Source organism: Chryseobacterium sp. W4I1 (assembly GCF_030816115.1).
Lineage (GTDB): Bacteria > Bacteroidota > Bacteroidia > Flavobacteriales > Weeksellaceae > Chryseobacterium.
Window position 1 is genome coordinate 3356795 of sequence record NZ_JAUSXQ010000001.1, and the last position, 17448, is coordinate 3374242.

Genomic DNA, 17448 nt, shown 5'->3' on the forward strand with positions numbered 1-17448 from the left:
AAAAAATTAGAGAACTTCATCAAACCTATGCTGGCTAAATCTTTTGAAACGGCCTTTGATGATGAAGATTGGGTTTTTGAAATAAAATGGGATGGCTACAGAGCTATTGCCGATCTTAGTCATAAAAATCCACTATTTTATTCCCGGAACGGAATTTCTTTTTTATCAAAATTTGAAAAGGTGACACAAGATTTCGAACAACAGAAGTATCAAATGATTCTTGACGGAGAAATTGTAGCCTATGATGAACACGGAAAACCCAGCTTCCAGCTCTTACAGCAAATTGGTGATAATCCTAACCTTGCCTTAACCTACCAGGTATTTGATCTTCTATGGCTGAACGGCCATTCTACAGAAGAACTTCCGCTTTTACAGAGAAAAGAGCTTTTAAAAGAAGCGTTAATTGAAACCGATGTTATTAAATATTGCGACCATATTCCCGAAAAGGGCATTGATTTTTTCAACCAAATGAAGAAAATGCAGTTAGAAGGAATGATTGCGAAAAAAGCCAGTAGTTTATATACCGAAAATCATAGAACAAATGACTGGCTTAAAATAAAATTTACCAGTACCGAGGAAGCCATTATTTGTGGATTTACGGAGCCCAGGGGATCCAGGAAAAGCTTCGGAGCATTGATCCTTGGAAAATATATGGATGGAAAGCTGGTGTATAGCGGACATACGGGAACAGGTTTTAATAAAGAATCTTTAAGCCAAATGCATGAAAGGTTAAAAGAACTGATTATAAAAACTTCCCCGTTTGAAAAAAAGCCTAAAACAAACATGCCCGTAACGTGGACGAAACCTGAATTAGTCTGTGAAATAAAATTCTCTGAAATTACCAAAGACGGTATTTACCGGCATCCTGTTTTTATTGCTCTCCGTGAGGATAAAAATCCTGAAGAAATCAGTGATTCGACCAATAAAATAAGTCAAATTAATAAAAATCCTAAAGAAATGAAAACTAAAGCTACGCCTAAGAAAAGTACTAAACCTACAGAAAAAGAAAAAGAGGTTACTCTAAACAGACATACAGTAAAACTAACAAATCAGGATAAAATTTATTTTCCGAAAGATGGCATTACAAAAGGTGATGTGATAGAATATTACCAATCGGTCGCGGAATATATTCTTCCTTATTTGAAAAACCGTCCGTTATCTCTGAACCGTTTTCCCAATGGAATTGAAGAGCAGGGCTTTTATCAGAAAGATGCAGGGGACAATATGCCGGAATGGATTAAAACTACGGAAGTCTACTCGGAATCCAATGATAAATATATAGATTACGTATACTGTAATGATAAAGCTACGTTAGCTTACCTGAATAATTTAGGCTGTATAGATTTAAACCCTTGGAACAGCGCTCTTCCCGACCTTGAGCATCCTGATTATCTCGTTTTGGATCTGGATCCCTCAAAGAAAAATACATTTGACCATGTTATTGAAACAGCTCTTCAGGTTAATGAGGTTTTAAATTCAGTTAAAATAAAAGGTTACTGCAAAACTTCAGGAAGCACAGGGATTCACGTTTATATTCCGATGGGTGGAAAATATGATTTTGACCAAGTGAAAGATTTTGCCCATATTTTGATGAAACAGGTTCATGAGCAGCTTCCGGAAATCACCACATTAGAAAGAAGCTTGCAGAAAAGGGATGACAAAAAAATATATCTGGATTATCTGCAAAACAGAACCGGACAGACTTTAGCAAGTGCTTACAGTTTACGCCCTAAAGAAGGAGCATCCGTATCGATGCCTTTGGACTGGGATGAAGTAAAGCCCGGTATGAAACCGACGGATTTTACCATTGATAATGCTTTGGATAGAATTAAGGAAAAAGGGGATTTATTTAAACCTGTTTTAGGGAAAGGAATTGATATGATGATGGCGTTGGAATTACTTCAAAATAATGATTAATTTGTATATTTTTGTTGCAGTAAACCTCCCTAAATGAACTGAGCCTATCAAATTACAAATTCTTTTCAATGAAAATACGGAAAGAGGTCAGCAAAAATTTTCTTTTAAGTATGTTTGGAAAAAATCGTTTAGCGAGCTTAAAAAAGCTCTTATGTATGCTATTCTATTTCTGGCACTGGGCTTTTTTCCACTAAAAGGTTTTGTTGGAAGCCCGTTTCCCTACATTTTTAAGTATATTGGTTTTCTTTATATTGGATATGCATTCATTCTAGTTTATCAATATTTTGTAGCTAAAAGAAAAACATATAAATTGATAGAGGAAAATATAAACGATTTCAAAACAAGAGATGTAAACATGCATTTTATTACTCTGAATCAGAATAATATAGTTATTGAAAATCCTCTTAACACAATCAGTTCTATTTGGGAAAAAACAAATTACAAAATTGTTGATAAATATATCATTTTAAATATATTGAATAGTTCTTTACAATTCATTTTCACCTCATCCGAATTTAAGGAAGGTGATTATCAAACACTGATAGATTATTTACAAAAAAATTCTAAACATATAAGTTAGGGAAGTTTCGCCACTAAACTTTCCGGTAATATTTTCAAAATTAAATAAATCATTTTCCACTTAAAATTTGGAACAATGGTAAAAGGATTTCCAGCATTCACGATATGTTTTGCCACATAATCCGGCTCCATAATCAGAGACTCATTGAGCTGAAGCCCTTTATTGATCTTGGTTCTGATGTAACCGATCACCAGGGCATTAACAATAACCTTTCTTGAAGCTAATTCCTGTCTTAAGCCTGCTAAATATTGAGTAAAAGCAGCTTTTGTACTTCCATATACGAAGTTGCTTTTCCGACCTCTAACTCCGGAAAGCGAAGAAAGCCCGATGATCCTTTCTAAATTTTTATTGCTTTCATCCATTGCAATAATATTCAGAATAGAAACTGCTCCCATATAATTGACCTGCATCATCTGCTGCGCCCCATTAAAATCTTGTAATGCTATTTCGTTATCAACCAGAAAGCCGGCTGCATAAACTGCAATATGAGGTTTTACAGGAAGTTCATTATAAAACTTCCGATGAGAATCAAAATCTACTGCATCAAAATACAGTATCTTAACCTTTGAAGAATCAAGGTTGTTGTCTTTAATGAAATTTTCCAGAGAAGCAGTATCTCTTGAAGCTGCTATTACAGAAATTCCCTTATCAATATACTGCCCGATGCACTGCTTAGCCACATCTGAATTAGCTCCTAAAATGAGAACGGTTTTTCCTGTATTTTGATTCATAGTGCAAAGATATTTATTTGATTTTATGATGATGAATTTTGAATGAAATACTTTAATCACAAATTTCAAGAATGAGTTTACGGATATTACTAATTTCAATGGCTATGGCTAATTTTCATGCAATGCTATCTTAGAACTGAAAAATATAATAGGTAAGAATCTGCATAATCAGTGTGATCTGCGGGAGATTTCAACGCAAAGTTTTAAGATGATGCCTCATAGCTTTGAAAGAAGCAAAGAATGTGGCTGCGCCACTGAATAAGTATATTTACTATGTTGATAAGTATATATAAAAGCTCGGGGCGGTGAACTTTGTTCACCGCCCCGAGTCAATATTTTAAAAACTAAAAATTATTTCTTTTCAGTTTCGATTTCTTTTTTCTCTGTTTTCTCAGCAGCTGCTTTTGCTTTATCTCCAAAACGATTTTCAGTAAATTCTCTTGAAACTGCTGCTTTTTCGAATTTAAGTTTTCCAGATAATGTCTCAATCACGAAACCATCATCCTGTACCTGAGCAATTCTACCATGAAGACCTGAAGTAAGGACTACTCTGGTTCCTACTTTTAAAGTTTCCTGGAAGTTTTTCTCCTGCTTCTGCTTTCTCATCTGTGGTCTTATCATTAAAAAATAAAATCCCACAAACATCACACCCATCATGATCAGCATCATTGATGAAGATCCCTGCGGCTGTGCCTGTAAAAAGATTGTCAACATATTGTTTAAATTACGGTTGAATGTTCGCTGTGAACGTTAATTTGATAGGAGCTTTATCTACGTTTGCAAATACATCTGCATACTTCTGAACGTTTCCGTCAAAGCTTGAAGAATCAAAATGCAAAGTGATATTTCCTTTTTTCCCTGGAAGGATTGGCTCTTTTGTAAAATCAGGAGCTGTACATCCGCATCCAGGCTTCACTTCAGAGATCACTAAAGGATTTTTTCCTGTGTTTGTAATCTCGTAAATGTGCTGTACTTTATCTCCTTTTTTGATTTTTCCAAAATCGAAATTGTTTTCAGATAATGCCACAGACGTTAATGGTTGGTTAGAAACCGGAGCTACAGCAGCTGTTTCAGCTGAAACTGGAGCTGCATTAGTAGGAGCTAAATTAGTCGCACCTGCAGCAGAGTCTGTAATATCAGCAGCTACTGCACCAGTAGCAGCTTGCTGGTTTTCTTTTTTACAAGAAACTAAACCAAAGCCTATGATAGACAAAGCGATAATTGATAATGTCTTTTTCATGTTAAATTCTATTTTGATCTTTACAATATTTATCCAAAATTCCATTAATGAAGATATTGGAACGGTCTGTTGCAAATACTTTTGCAATCTCAATATATTCATTGATAATAACTCTTGAAGGCGTAAAAGGAAAATTATCAAGCTCTGAAATAGCCGTCGTCAAAATGACTTTATCCATTAAAGAAACTCTCTCCAGATCCCAGTTTTCCAATCTTTCACCTAGTTTTTTCTCAGTAGCTTCCCAGTTGTTTAGCGTATCTCTAAGAAGTTTTGCAGCAAAAGTTTTGTCTTCTTCATCTTTAATCATTTTAATTAAAGTTCTGCTTTCTTCATCTTCTTTCAGGAAACCAATTGTTTTCTGTACCATAGAGTTGGCAATATGAATATCATCATACCATGAAAGTTCCTTATCACTAAGGTACTCCTGAAAATCTTCATTTTCGGCAATATATCTTAAAAACAGCTTCCCGATAAATTTCTGATCAGCTTCAAAAGAATAGCCTTCCTCCTTCATAAAATCCTGATAACGCTTTCCTGCCGTAATCCTTTGGAAAGTTTTCACCAATACATCATCATGCATATCCCATTTCAACTGTTTGTGCTGACCTGTAAAAAATAATCTTTCAGGATTTTCTTCCAGCTTTATCAGAACTTGGTTATTGATGAATTTTTGGTTAGGATTAATATCAGAATCGGTCTTAATGTATTTATTCTTACCGATCTCAATTTGGTTTTCTGCTAATTCTTTCAGAGCCACCATAAAATTGAGCTGATAAATATAGAGATAATAGATTTTCTCTATTCCTGTAAACATGTTTTTCTCTAAAACATCAAATTTTACAGGATTTTGGTAGTATGAATACAATGTCTGTACTACTTTTTCACGGATTTGTCGTCTTCCTAACATTCAAAGAGCTTTTTATGCGTGCAAAGATACAAAAATTAAAATTGATGAAATTCGTAGTGTGCTCACATTTTTGTAATTTTGTAAAACTTTATGAAAGCGCTAAAAACCTTAAACCCTTACTTTTGGAAGCACAAAATATTATTGTTTTGGGGGTTACTATTTATTATTGCCAGTAATTTCTTCAATATTTATAAGGTCCAGTTTGTAGGTAAGTCGGTTGATATACTTGCAGGCTTTGCCAAAGAAGGCAGTGTGGGCTTTAGCAAACAGGTTTTAATTTATGTTGCTATTATTGTAGGATGTTCGCTTTTAACAGGATTTTTCACCTTTATGATGAGACAGACTATTATTGTAGCCTCAAGAAGAATTGAATATGAGCTGAAGAACAAAATTTACAGGCATTATCAGGAACTTTCTCTCACGGATTATAAACAAACGACCATCGGTGACCTGATGAACAGGCTAAGCGAAGATGTTGTCGCAGTAAGAATGTATCTTGGACCGGGAGTAATGTATGTTGCAAATCTTATTATCTTATTGCTTATCACAAGTATTTACATGGTAAAAACAGATGCATCAATGACGCTGTGGACCTTGTTACCGCTTCCTATTTTATCATACCTGATCTATAAAGTAAGCTCAATTATTAATAAGAAATCGAAAATCATGCAGAAAAGCCAGTCTGCAATTTCCACTTTTGTACAGGACAGCTTCTCAGGGATCAGAGTGGTAAAATTTTTCGCAAAAGAAAATTATATCAAGAAAAACTATAGCACAAAAGTAACAGACTATCAAGACAAAGCTTTAGATCTGGCCAAAACAGAAGCCTATTTCTTTACCATCATTTTATTTGTTATCGGATTACTGAATGTAGCCATTATTGTCATTGGCGGGCAAAAATATATTGACGGACAACTAAGCATTGGTAAAATAGCAGACTTTTTCATGTATATCAATACCCTGATCTTTCCTTTTTCTATGGTAGGATGGGTAACTTCTGTGAACCAAAGGGCCGAAGCTTCTATGCAAAGGATTAATGAGTTTCTGGATAAGAAATCGGAGGTAATCAACACCAACTTTGAAGACTATCCTATTAAAGGAGATATTGAATTCAGAAATGTTTCGTATGTTTATCCGAATACAGGAATCAGAGCATTGCATAATTTAAGTTTTAAAATCAATGCTGGACAATCTCTGGCAATCATGGGTAAAACCGGAAGCGGAAAATCTACCATTGCCCTGCTTCTGTGCAGGCTTATTGATCCTACAGAAGGAGAAATCTTAATTGACGGTAAGAATTTAAAGGAACACAACCTGACCAATTATAGAAATTTCATCGGATATATTCCCCAGGAAAGTTATTTATTCTCGGACTCTATTGAAAACAATATTGGCTTTGCCATCGACAGGCCTTCTCCCGAAAAAGTAGTGGAATATGCAAAAATAGCAGACGTAGATAAAAATATTGTTGAATTCAAAGAACAGTATAAAACCCTTGTTGGTGAACGTGGAGTGATGCTTTCGGGAGGACAAAAACAGAGAATATGTATCGCCAGAGCTTTAATTAAGGACCCGAACATTATCATTTTTGATGATTCTCTATCTGCTTTAGATACGGAAACCGAGCAGAATATTCTTGAAAATATCGATAGGAAAATCAGCAATGCAACCTCCATAATTATCACACACAGAGAGTCTAGCGCTCAAAGAGCTGATAAAATCATTAACCTTACTGAAATTACCAATTCTTTAACTGCTTAGCCGTTTCGTTCTCAATTGTTAAATAAATCATAAAAAAAATTTTGTGATTAAAAGAATTCTTTTATATTTGTTCTTAACAAGATTAAAAAATATCTAACAATGAGTGAATACAAGGAACGCCATGAAAATGAGATTTTCACGAAGGTGTTAAAAGCGGGGAGAAGAACTTATTTCTTTGATGTGCGCGAGACGAAAGCAGGAGATTATTATCTTACGATTACCGAAAGTAAAAAGAACTTCGGGGAGAATGGGGAAGCTACATTCGAGAAGCACAAAATTTATCTTTACAAAGAAGATTTTAAAAGTTTTCAGGAGATGTTTAATGAATCCACAGATTTCATCATTAACGAAAAGGGTGAGGATGTAATATCAGAAAAACACGACAAAGACTTCAAAAGCAAATCATTCACAATTGATTCTGACGACGAAGTATAAAAAAGAATATCTAAAAACACAAGCATCTGAAAAAGGTGCTTTTTTTATGCCTTTTTTACACAAAATAAAATGTATTTATAACGCGGCTCCGTTGTTAACAGATATTGAATAATAATAAAAAAGAGTATACTTCTCAGAAATATACTCTTTTTTGTATGATCCTTATTATAATAGGTTATACCAATTCTCTTTTGATCTTAGAAAGGATGGTGGGATCCTGTATTTCATGGTCTTTGGCCAATAATAACACTTTAGACATCACTTCAGCAGATTTCGGATCGTCATCCGCAAAAGGTAAGAATAATCTTCCTCTGTGCTGGGAATGAACCGGAAGAATCGACAGATATTTTCCCGGAACCTGATGCACTACTGCACTCCCTAAATGCACACTGTATTCTGCCATTTTACCTTTCACCAATACGTGTGAACCTTCAATGCTTATATTATCCAGCTTAAATAAACGGGCGGTTTCTTTCATCAATACAGCTCTCATTTCTATAGAAGAATGGCTAGCTTCCGGATCTACTCCACCTACGTGAGCTACTGATACCACCAGATCTATATCACGCATGACTTCTGAAAACAACCTTGGATTGATGTCTTCAAAAGGAATGTTCTTATAGTCTTTTAATGAATGGAACTCTATGGTTTCCAACGTTGGATGTTCTACTTCAGCAGGAGAAAACCAATTGGCTGCAGCATACATTTTCACCTGGAATCCTTCTTTATGATATACTTTTTGTAAACCTTCCTCGTAATCTACTTTCCAACCTCTTGTTTTGAGTAAAGCCAATGTCTGTTTAGGCTGAACCTGGTGCCCCGCATAACGGCGTGACACAGATCTCTCCTTCAGTTCATCAGGAGTCGGCACATACAATTCCCTGAATATCTGTTTGAATGGCTGAATGAGTTTTTCTGTAAAACAATAGTGTTGATACTCACTCCAAACGGAATGCTGATGCAAATCTATACAATGGGCAATGCGTAAAGTATCGGTTTCACTTAATTCATGGATTTCTCCATGCGCATCAACCAGATTTCCTTTATGATAGAATCCTATTTTGTTATCGCTGGAAATAAACACCAGCTTTTCCAGGTGTTTTACTATAATGGGATGTTCGAAAAGGTTTTGAATTTCTGCAAAAAGAAACTCATCCCCTCTGATCATAGCTTCTTCCAGTCCTTTTCTAGAACGGGTCCATTGTTCACGCATTATTTTGCGATAGTTTCCTAATTCTACAATGGCTTTGTCTTTTTTGATTTTTGGAGGAATAGATTTGAGCTGCTTGTCGTCTCTGAATACAACGATCTCAGCTTTTCCATCCGTTTCTATAATTAAACCTACTGTGACACCATCAATCGTAACCTGTGTTTCTTTTGAAAGAATGGTCTGAATTTGCTTCGTTTCCATAGCCCAGGTCAATCTTATCGGATCCGGATAACCTGCGTTTCGGGCAAGATTTTCCAAAGCCACACGAATAGCCAGAGCTTCACTCGCCTGTTTCATAGAACCAAATTCCTTACTTTCCTTTTTAAATTGTTGAATATACTCATATCGGCTCAATACATCTTTCTCCGGATTGGCTTTGCTCAGCGGCACCAGCCCATACACGCGAAGATAATCCTGATCCCGTTTGTCTTTTACTTTTGCAGTGACCTCTTTTATTTTTAAGTCACCTGTGAGCGTATCAGAATAAAGCCTTGCCCGGCGGTGTCCGTTTCCGTCAGAGATGTATTTTGCAGATTCATAAAGCATTTCCCAACGGGCTTTACCTAATTCTTTATACGCTTTTATGAACCAATCCTTATCAACTGCTCCATCCTGAAATTCCTGAACGTCTACAGATGAGTATTTAGCCACTTCACTTTCAAGTTCCGAGTTCTGAGCCTGATACGCAGTTGTTTTGGTATGGGCATGCATCCACCAGATCGCTGAATCCAGACCTTTCCAGCCTAAATACGTACTGACAAGTTTCTGCCATTGCGGCGCATAGATAGCAGCCTGTATCAAACGAAGTTCTGCAATCTTCTCTTTCTTCATCATTTCATTGAATGATTCCTGAGTATCACTTTCCAAAGGATAAGAATTTTTGATCAGATAAGAGAACAGCTTCTGCTTGGTCATGCTTTCGTTGCCATAGCTATAAATATAATTGGCATATAATCCTGATTTCCCAAGTCCTTTTAACAGCTGTAGAAGGCGATGGGTTCCGAATAGGGTCTGAAACTCCTGTACAAATTGAGAAACGGCAGTATTGGCATCACCGCGAATAAGCTCCACATCCAGGAATTTATTTTGAATTTCTTCTATGATCGGTTTCAGGAAAGGAAATGTATCCAGATATCTTTCCTGATGATGGTAGGTAGTATAAGTCTTAGCTCTTGTAAGATCCCTTATCACTGAGTCGGCGGTAAAAATCCCCTCATAGAGTTCATCCTTTGTAATGACATTAAGCTCGTATGCTTTACAGAATAAGTAGAAATTCGGAACGGAATGTTTTTTGTTTTCTTCCAGGCCATTGTACTGCATCCAGCGGTAAAGATTCCACTGTTTGATACATTGTTCATCGGTAAGATCTTTAAACGGAACAGCTCCTAAAAATACACTGAAAAAGCCCAGCTGCTGCCAACCGGTTCCTCCACCGTAATAATACTCACTTTCTTTTGTCTTGTAGTTGATCACATCGTCCGGAAGGTGAGCAAACAGCGTACTGCATGCATCGATCAGGAAATCTGTTTTCTCCTCAAATACGAATTTATATTGCAGGGATTCCAGAATCCTTTTAACAGGGTTGTCCCAGTAATAGTCACTTTTCAACGGATTAGGCAGGATCTCCTTGTGATAGAATACATAGTTTCCCAGGAAATCCCTGAACTTTTTGCGATCGCAGTTTTCAGCGAAAGTCAGCAGGAATAAATCGCGCGGCTGAAGCCCCGATTCTTTATACCACTGCGCCCATATTTCATGCAGAGGATAGTTTTCAGCAATCTGTTCAGAGGTAAAGCCTTCCGTATTATTGCTGATGTGTCTGAAGGTATTCCCCATCAAGAGGGTTATTTTAGAGCCATTCCAGTCGTCTGCTTCATATTCATAGTCTTTATTTTTTCAGGAATAGATCATTAAGCTTTCTTAATTCTTCTTTGATATGATTGACGGATTGTGTGAAACCATATTTATCTTTTTGGGTTGCCAATGCATACAAGTAACTGGCTTTGACTTCGGGCAGTTCGAATTTTGATACTACAGAAGGATCGTAGAATCCAAATCCATTTTCTGCTGAAAGCACCTTCTTATCATCAGAAGGATTAAGCTGATCCAGCAGGCTCTGTTCCCTCTCTGATACTTTGGGCTTTGCAGCATATTGTGTGGTCCAGTTTCTAATTTGAGCAGATATTCTTTTATCTTTCTGAAGCTGTAGCATGATGTCTAATGAAGCCGTTCGCTGTTCAATATCTCCTTTGCCCAGTAATTCTTCAACCAATGGACCTACTACTGCATCTTCCTGCTGTACCACCAATTCTATCAGTTTCTTACGAAGTGTGCCGCCTTTTCTTTTAAACATATCAAAGAAAATCATCAATTCCTCTTTGCTTAAAGGGTTTTGTTGAAGAACATTGATTCCTGAAGTCACTAAAGACTCCCCTCTGTCTTTTATAATTTTAAAGGCAAATTCTTTTTGAAAGGGAGTGACTGCTTTTTTCTTCTTTCCGAAGTTATAGGAATAAGAATAACAGTAGAAATCCCCTAAAATAGCTCTTGACAGCTGCTCCCGCAATGAAAGGTCAAACTGATCGAAATAAGAAAGAACGAGATTCAGTTTTTCTGTATCCTCACCCACTAAATAAAACATAGAAGCGTATAAATTGCTTTTGTTAAAAGTCGCATTGAGCCAGGAGAATATTTTACCTTCGAATTTCTTTTCTTTCACTTCTATCTTTTGGGTAAGTTCGTGAAGCTTTTCAAAGAAATCCGGATAATCTGCATTATTGATAAAGAATTTTGAAGTTACATTCGCACTTAATAATGTTGATAAGGGTTCTCCGGCAAACGCCAGCACCTGTAAATCACATTCCAGCACTGCTTTGTAATATAATGGCATTTGGATATAAGGATCCTGGGTTTCACCTGCGAACTTGATCGCAAGACATTTCTTTTCCACGCCACCTTGATCATACAGCTGATGCAAATAGGGGACAGCTTTTTCCACATCCCATACCGACTGTACCCAAAGTGCCATATACACTTCATTATTATTCTTGCTTTTTATGGCATCAGGAATCTGGTGCGGATTATTAAAATAAGTATGGGCTAACGATACAATATTTCTTACGACCGATTCTTTTTCGGTATCCCAGCCTAAGCCTGTCCAGGTATCTATGGAACGGACAACAGAGGAAAAACGAGTCAGTTTATGCTCTGAAATTACATTCGTCATATATTCCAAAGCGCCGATACTTGTTTCATCCAGAGCTTCGAGTACGGTTTGTCTCAAGCCTTCCTGTCGCTGAGCTGCTAGCAAGAGTTTTTCCACCAGTTCCCAACAATGCTTCTGTTCACTGTTGAGCAATGCTTTTATAATGTTTCGGGATACTTTTCCTTCGGGATGTTTATTGAAAATGATGTTTTCAATCAGTTGGTAAATGGCTGTATTTCCTGTATCAATAGCTGCTGACCAAATATAAAACTGATTGGCGCTGTTTGATATGTCGCTGTCGTAGATGATCTGCTCTTCCAGCGTAAGGTTATAAAACTGTTCACCTCCATTGGTGTAAGAGTATATACTCGGCAACTGCAACAGGCCTCCAATTAAATTAATCTGGTTGAGAAGTATGTATTTTTCATTATTAGGTGCACGGAAAGAACGCCTGTAGTATCCCGTCTGATACATTTTATAGGGCATTTTATTCCAGGCATGCTTTACCAGATCTGCATGATCTCCAAAGAAGTAAACCAAAAGTTGATAATAGTCTTTATCATCCCAAATATTAGGTTTGATATATTTCCTGAGATTTTCCGTGCGGTCAGAACCCAGGCTTACATCCTCAAAATGGTTGGTCTTACCCACTATTAATAATCCCAGTTCCGCTACCTCTTTCTTAAGTGCAGGTTTTGAAAAGATTTGGGATAGCAAACCTTTTTCTGTTTGCTCTTTTAAATCTTTCCTGAAATTCCGATAATGATTTACTGTCTTTTTCGATTCTAATTTTTCTATGATTTCCATTTATTTTGAGATTCAGTGTTGATAATTACCAATAACTTCCTGCAAGAAATGTAAGTCTGATGAAAGCAAATGTATGATTCAAACTCAGATCCACTGTTTCAGAAAGGCTTTCCAGCTGCTCATCATTATAGAATACAGCAAACATACCATCCTCGAAAGCTTGTATTGCATTTTCCTGTGCTTTTTGAAGATTAGCTTTCTTCTCATTATAAATACTTCCGAAGCCCACCTTACCAGTGTCTGTAAGAATATTCAGATAGTTTTCCGAAGGAATTTTAGCATAATCTTCATCTTCCAGCTCAAATGATTTCGAGTTGAATGTTTCCACCTGTTGCTGAACAATTAATTTTAATAAATACTCTAATGAGATTTTGGGATCATTGCACGCAATGTCAAGTTTCTGCTCAGAAAGAATGGGATGCTTCCTGCCTAACTGCTTTACGGTAACCGTTATTTCCATACATGAAGTTGATATCAATAAATATAGGAAAATTTTAGGATCAGGAGTACTATAACCTTTATCAAAGGCCATTAATTAAGAGAAAATTAAGAAAAATATTCTTTTGTAATATAATCAGATCGGTTAATCCATGATCAATCAAAACTGAACTTCATATTTTTTAAAATCTGATTCATTTTCTAAAGTTTAAATAATTGGTAAAAGATTTTTATACACTGAATTTTTGAAATAATTTCGAAAAATCCCCATTAAGCACCACCAGGGTTAAATAAATAAAAAAAATTACAAAATAAAATGGAATGTTATAGAATTTTTAGTGATTGAAATTCAATTCAATAGGGGTATAAAATAAAAAAGTACACTTTAAAAAGTGTACTTTTCTTGGGTGAATGAGGGGTCTCGAACCCCCGACCTTCGGAACCACAATCCGACGCTCTAACCAACTGAGCTACAATCACCGTTTTGTGAGTGCAAATATAGGGAAGATTTTTTAATTACCAAACAATTCCGTCAAAATTTTTCATCGCAATGAGCTTCTCAGACGTAAATCCCTCAGCATAAGTCACTCCCGATAATCTTCCTAAATCCTGAGCACGATAGGTCAGACTTTCGAAAAAGTCTTTTGTTGCAATTGGAGTTACGGGTTCATTGGAAGCAGGATCATAAAACTGCGTTTTGAATGCCATACATGCTTCAATCTTCTTATCTAAATGTTCGGAAATATCAATAACAAATTCCGGCTTGATATCTTTCCACTGAATATAATGGAAAATCTGCTTAGGCCTCCAGACTTCCTGATTTTCGCCGTCAATAAGTGTTTGAATTTTTCTCAGTCCTGCCAAAAAGCACGCATCCGACACTAATTTCGCTCCTTTTGCGTGATCCGGATGCCTGTCATCAATCGCATTAGCTAAGACGATTTCAGGGCGGTATTTGCGAATCATTTTTACGATCTCCATTTGGTATTCTTCAGAATTCACTAAAAAGCCATCTTTCATTCCCAGATTTTCTCTGGCAGAAACACCCAGAATTTTTGCAGATTCCCCAGCCTCTACTCTTCTGGTCTCATCGGTTCCTCTGGTTCCCAGCTCACCTCTTGTAAGGTCTACAATTGCGCATGTTTTGCCTTCTGAAATCATTTTGGCAATAGTTCCGCCGCAGCCAAGTTCTACATCATCAGGATGTGCTCCAAAAGCAAGTATGTCTATTTTCATCTGTTCTTTTATTTTTAATTTGTCAGATGGAACGTTCAGTAAACTTTCTGCTATTTTCTAGCTTCAACAACGAACGTTTCATATTTTCAAAGATAAGCTTTAAAATAAAAGCTTCCCAAACATTGAGAATGGAAAGCTTTAATATTGATAATTTAAATTTTAAATTACTTATTGATTTCTGCATTTAGTTTTACAGCATCCTGATAAGTAGGATCAAGCTGTAAAGACTTGGCTACATAATCTTTAGCCTTTGCAGCATCAGTATCTTTACTCATATAGGCTACTGCAAAGTAAGCATAAGCCAGAGTCTGCTTGTTAGCTTCCTGATCTGCAGGTTTTACAGTACTAATGAATTTTTCATATGCTATCTTCGCAGCATCATTATTTCCTGCCTGCTGATAAGAATACCCCTGGCTGTAATAAGCCGGAGCCCAATCAGGCAGAAGTGTACTCATTTTCTGCCATGTAAGGATGGCACCGTTCCAGTTTTTAGCATCCTGGTAAGCAGTTGCCAACTTAAATAGTGAATCTGAATCCTGTGGATTAGCCGCAACTTTCTTTTTCAATGCTTCAATTTCCGGTGTAGATGGTCCTTTTTCTGCTTCAGCCTGAGAAGCTCCTCCTCCGGCAATGTTTGCAAGTTCCATATCCCATTTCATTGTTTCATCTTTAGCTGCCTTAGCAATAGCAATTTTCTGCTGCGCTTCTGTCGTTAAAGCTGTTTTTTTAGCAGCATCGGTTTCAGTTTTTGCCAATCCTGCTGCAATAAGTCCCTGAAGACCTTGATCAGCCGGCTGTATTCTTGTTTTCTCAGCCTGAGATACAAATGTATCCATGTTCTGTTTTGCTTCTGCATACTTTCCATCTGCATAAGACTGGTAAGCTCTTAATTTAAATTTGATTGGATCATCAATTTTATCAAAAATCTTGTCCAGTACAGTTTTAGAGTTTGCATAATCTTCATTAGTGAAGTACAGTTTAGCAATTTCTAGCTGAGTATATGGATCCTCATCAGCATATTTTGTATAATTGATAAGGTCTTGTGTTGCTTTTGCGTTTTCCTGATATCTGATATCATAAGAAGCCAGAGCTTTGTATGCAGGTGCATAAGTTGCATCTACACCAATGGCTTTGTCAATGCTTTGTTTAGCTTGTTGCCATTGTTGAGCAGCCATCCATAATGTAGCCATTCTTGTATAAACAGATGCTTTATTTTTAGCTACCGGAAGAGCTTTGTCATAAGCAGACATTGCTTCACCTGGTGCTCTTTTAATTCTGTAAGCATCACCAAGAGTGTAATAGTAATGAGCGGGAACTCCCTTCTTCTCAGCCTTTTCAATAGCTTTGGTCAGGTATTGAATGGCAGGATCAGGAGCATTGTTTTTCTCGAATAAAGTCAGCGCTTCCGCTGCTCTAAATAATACTTCAGCATCTTTTTCTTTTGAGTCAGCTACAATTTTCTGAATTTCAGCAATGGCGCTTTTGTCACCTTTACCTAATTTTACAGTAGCCAAACCAATCTTGTTAAGATAGCTTTTGTTATCTACAGCCAAACCTTTGTTAAAACTTTCTATAGCTTTAGCATAATCAGGTTCACCTTGTTTCAGGTATGTATTTCCTAAATAGAAGTAATTTTCTGCTGTAGGTGCCTTTGCAACCATTTCAGTGAAATTGATTTTGGCCTGAGCATATTTGTCACTATCTATACTGTTGATCCCATCCTGCAACGTCTGTGCAGAGGCTAAACCGGCAAAAAATACCACGGCTGCTCCAAAAGCAATTTTCTTTACATTCATAATCATTATATCTTTCATTTTATATTTTTCTCTATTTTGAGTTATAAGCTCCACAATTTTTAGACCAAAACTATGTTTTTGTAAAAGGTAAGTTGCTATTTTAATAATATTTAACGCATCTGAACCTCTCTCTTATAGATATTATAGGGCTGTAATCCTTCTTTCTGAACAATCATTTGTCCCAGTTGAGTACATGCATATCTGATAAACCCGTTAGCAATGTTAAAATTTCCTTCATTGGTCAAAAAGTAGACCGTCCGTGTGAAGGGATACTTCATTTCGCGGAGATTTGCGTAATCGGCAGTATATAATTTTCCTTTATCCTGTACCGGAAGAATTTTAACCATTTCCCGAAGCTTTTCAGAGGTTTTATCATAGGGACGGCTGAAGGTATTAAGCCCTATCACTCCAATTTTATCCGGGTATTTGCTTAATTCTTCAACAATATTCTGATTTCCTGGAATAATTGAAAATTTAAGATCTTTAGGTTGTTTTTTAAGCTTTTGTGCCACAAAGTTAAGATTGCTGGAATTGGTTCCGTCAAAAATAAAATTTTTGCTGTCAGATTCCAGTCCTTTATTTATTTCTTCCATAGAAATGTTTTCTTTCGGAGAATCTTTAGGAACAACAAATACTACTGCATCTGCCGCAAATTTTGCAGGAAGGAATTTCAGGTCTACCTGTTCTTCATAGGTTTTAATCTCTTCAGTACTAAGATCTCTGGACATTACTGCTATTCTTGCTTTATCATTAAGCAAATCAAGAAATCCCAAATCTTCTTTCTTGGTTACAATTTTGATATGGGTATCAGGATAATTAATCATATATCCGTCTGCCAATGCTTCTGTAACACTTTTAAAAGATTCGTCGGTAAGTATCGTAAGATCTCCTTTATGATAAGACGGCGATTTGTCTTCTTTTTTGCAGCTTACTGCAGCAATGCTTATTATAGAAAGCAATGCGATTTTTAAACTATTTCTCATTTCCTGAATCTTTAATTCTTGAAACAGCTCTATAGATTCTAAATAGTCCATAAAGAATAAGCACTGCTCCTAACGGATAGGCAACAGCAGGCTCCAGAACCGTAAGGAAAAACTTGTAGACAATGACTACAATTCCCAGTACGATATAAAACAATCCTGTAACTAAGGATAACCAATTGAACATCATGTAACAAAAATACCA

General features: G+C 36.4%; 15 protein-coding genes and 1 tRNA gene. 4 read left to right on the forward strand and 12 right to left on the reverse strand.

Annotated elements, in window-relative coordinates; all coding sequences use genetic code 11:
- Positions 1-27 precede the first annotated feature (27 nt).
- The gene (ligD, locus tag QF044_RS15710) at positions 28-1917 is read left to right on the forward strand and encodes a DNA ligase D (RefSeq protein WP_307269232.1); all 1890 of its coding nucleotides are present in this window, start codon (positions 28-30) and stop codon (positions 1915-1917) included.
- 151 nt (positions 1918-2068) lie between these two features.
- Complete coding sequence (locus QF044_RS15715) at positions 2069-2497, forward strand: hypothetical protein (protein WP_307269234.1); 429 nt, start codon at positions 2069-2071, stop codon at positions 2495-2497.
- Here QF044_RS15715 and QF044_RS15720 read toward each other — a convergent pair.
- The 4 genes from QF044_RS15720 to nusB all read right to left on the reverse strand — a co-directional run bounded on the left by QF044_RS15720 (position 2494) and on the right by nusB (position 5375).
- The gene (locus tag QF044_RS15720) at positions 2494-3228 is read right to left on the reverse strand and encodes an SDR family NAD(P)-dependent oxidoreductase (RefSeq protein ID WP_307269237.1); all 735 of its coding nucleotides are present in this window, start codon (positions 3226-3228) and stop codon (positions 2494-2496) included. The two genes, QF044_RS15715 and QF044_RS15720, sit on opposite strands and share 4 nt — an antisense overlap.
- Positions 3229-3579: 351 nt before the next feature.
- The gene (gene yajC / locus QF044_RS15725; protein WP_307269241.1) at positions 3580-3942 is read right to left on the reverse strand and encodes a preprotein translocase subunit YajC; all 363 of its coding nucleotides are present in this window, start codon (positions 3940-3942) and stop codon (positions 3580-3582) included.
- Positions 3943-3952: 10 nt separating this feature from the next.
- Entirely contained in the window at positions 3953-4468 is a 516-nt protein-coding gene (locus QF044_RS15730; RefSeq protein WP_307269244.1) for a DUF1573 domain-containing protein, read from the reverse strand.
- A gap of 1 nt (position 4469) precedes the next feature.
- Positions 4470-5375, reverse strand: a complete 906-nt coding sequence (gene nusB, locus QF044_RS15735; protein WP_307269247.1) for a transcription antitermination factor NusB — start codon at positions 5373-5375, stop codon at positions 4470-4472.
- Positions 5376-5465: 90 nt separating this feature from the next.
- Here nusB and QF044_RS15740 point away from each other — a divergent pair, with 90 nt between their 5' ends.
- Positions 5466-7136: an ABC transporter ATP-binding protein gene (locus QF044_RS15740; RefSeq protein WP_307269249.1), complete on the forward strand. Its 1671-nt coding sequence runs from the start codon at positions 5466-5468 to the stop codon at positions 7134-7136.
- Between the two features lie 99 nt (positions 7137-7235).
- Positions 7236-7571 (forward strand): DUF3276 family protein, encoded by a 336-nt coding sequence (locus tag QF044_RS15745; RefSeq protein ID WP_034701927.1) that lies wholly within the window; start codon positions 7236-7238, stop codon positions 7569-7571.
- A gap of 175 nt (positions 7572-7746) precedes the next feature.
- Here QF044_RS15745 and QF044_RS15750 read toward each other — a convergent pair whose 3' ends face one another.
- From QF044_RS15750 to QF044_RS15785, 8 genes are all read right to left on the reverse strand, one after another.
- On the reverse strand, positions 7747-10617 hold the full coding sequence (locus tag QF044_RS15750; RefSeq protein ID WP_307269250.1) for a DUF4132 domain-containing protein: 2871 nt from the start codon (positions 10615-10617) through the stop codon (positions 7747-7749).
- Positions 10618-10669: 52 nt separating this feature from the next.
- Positions 10670-12793, reverse strand: a complete 2124-nt coding sequence (locus QF044_RS15755) for a hypothetical protein (protein WP_307269254.1) — start codon at positions 12791-12793, stop codon at positions 10670-10672.
- A 25-nt stretch (positions 12794-12818) separates the two neighbouring features.
- Entirely contained in the window at positions 12819-13253 is a 435-nt protein-coding gene (locus QF044_RS15760) for a hypothetical protein (protein WP_307269256.1), read from the reverse strand.
- A 383-nt stretch (positions 13254-13636) separates the two neighbouring features.
- Positions 13637-13712 (reverse strand) — tRNA-His (locus QF044_RS15765).
- Positions 13713-13747: 35 nt separating this feature from the next.
- Complete coding sequence (gene bshB1 / locus QF044_RS15770; RefSeq protein WP_307269259.1) at positions 13748-14467, reverse strand: bacillithiol biosynthesis deacetylase BshB1; 720 nt, start codon at positions 14465-14467, stop codon at positions 13748-13750.
- Positions 14468-14631: 164 nt separating this feature from the next.
- Positions 14632-16281, reverse strand: coding sequence for a tetratricopeptide repeat protein (locus tag QF044_RS15775; RefSeq protein WP_307269262.1), 1650 nt, complete (start codon positions 16279-16281; stop codon positions 14632-14634).
- Positions 16282-16373: 92 nt separating this feature from the next.
- Positions 16374-17246, reverse strand: a complete 873-nt coding sequence (locus QF044_RS15780; RefSeq protein WP_307269265.1) for a PstS family phosphate ABC transporter substrate-binding protein — start codon at positions 17244-17246, stop codon at positions 16374-16376.
- Positions 17236-17433: a C4-dicarboxylate ABC transporter gene (locus QF044_RS15785; RefSeq protein WP_307269267.1), complete on the reverse strand. Its 198-nt coding sequence runs from the start codon at positions 17431-17433 to the stop codon at positions 17236-17238. Before QF044_RS15785 ends, QF044_RS15780 begins: the two co-directional genes overlap by 11 nt.
- Positions 17434-17448 lie beyond the last annotated feature (15 nt).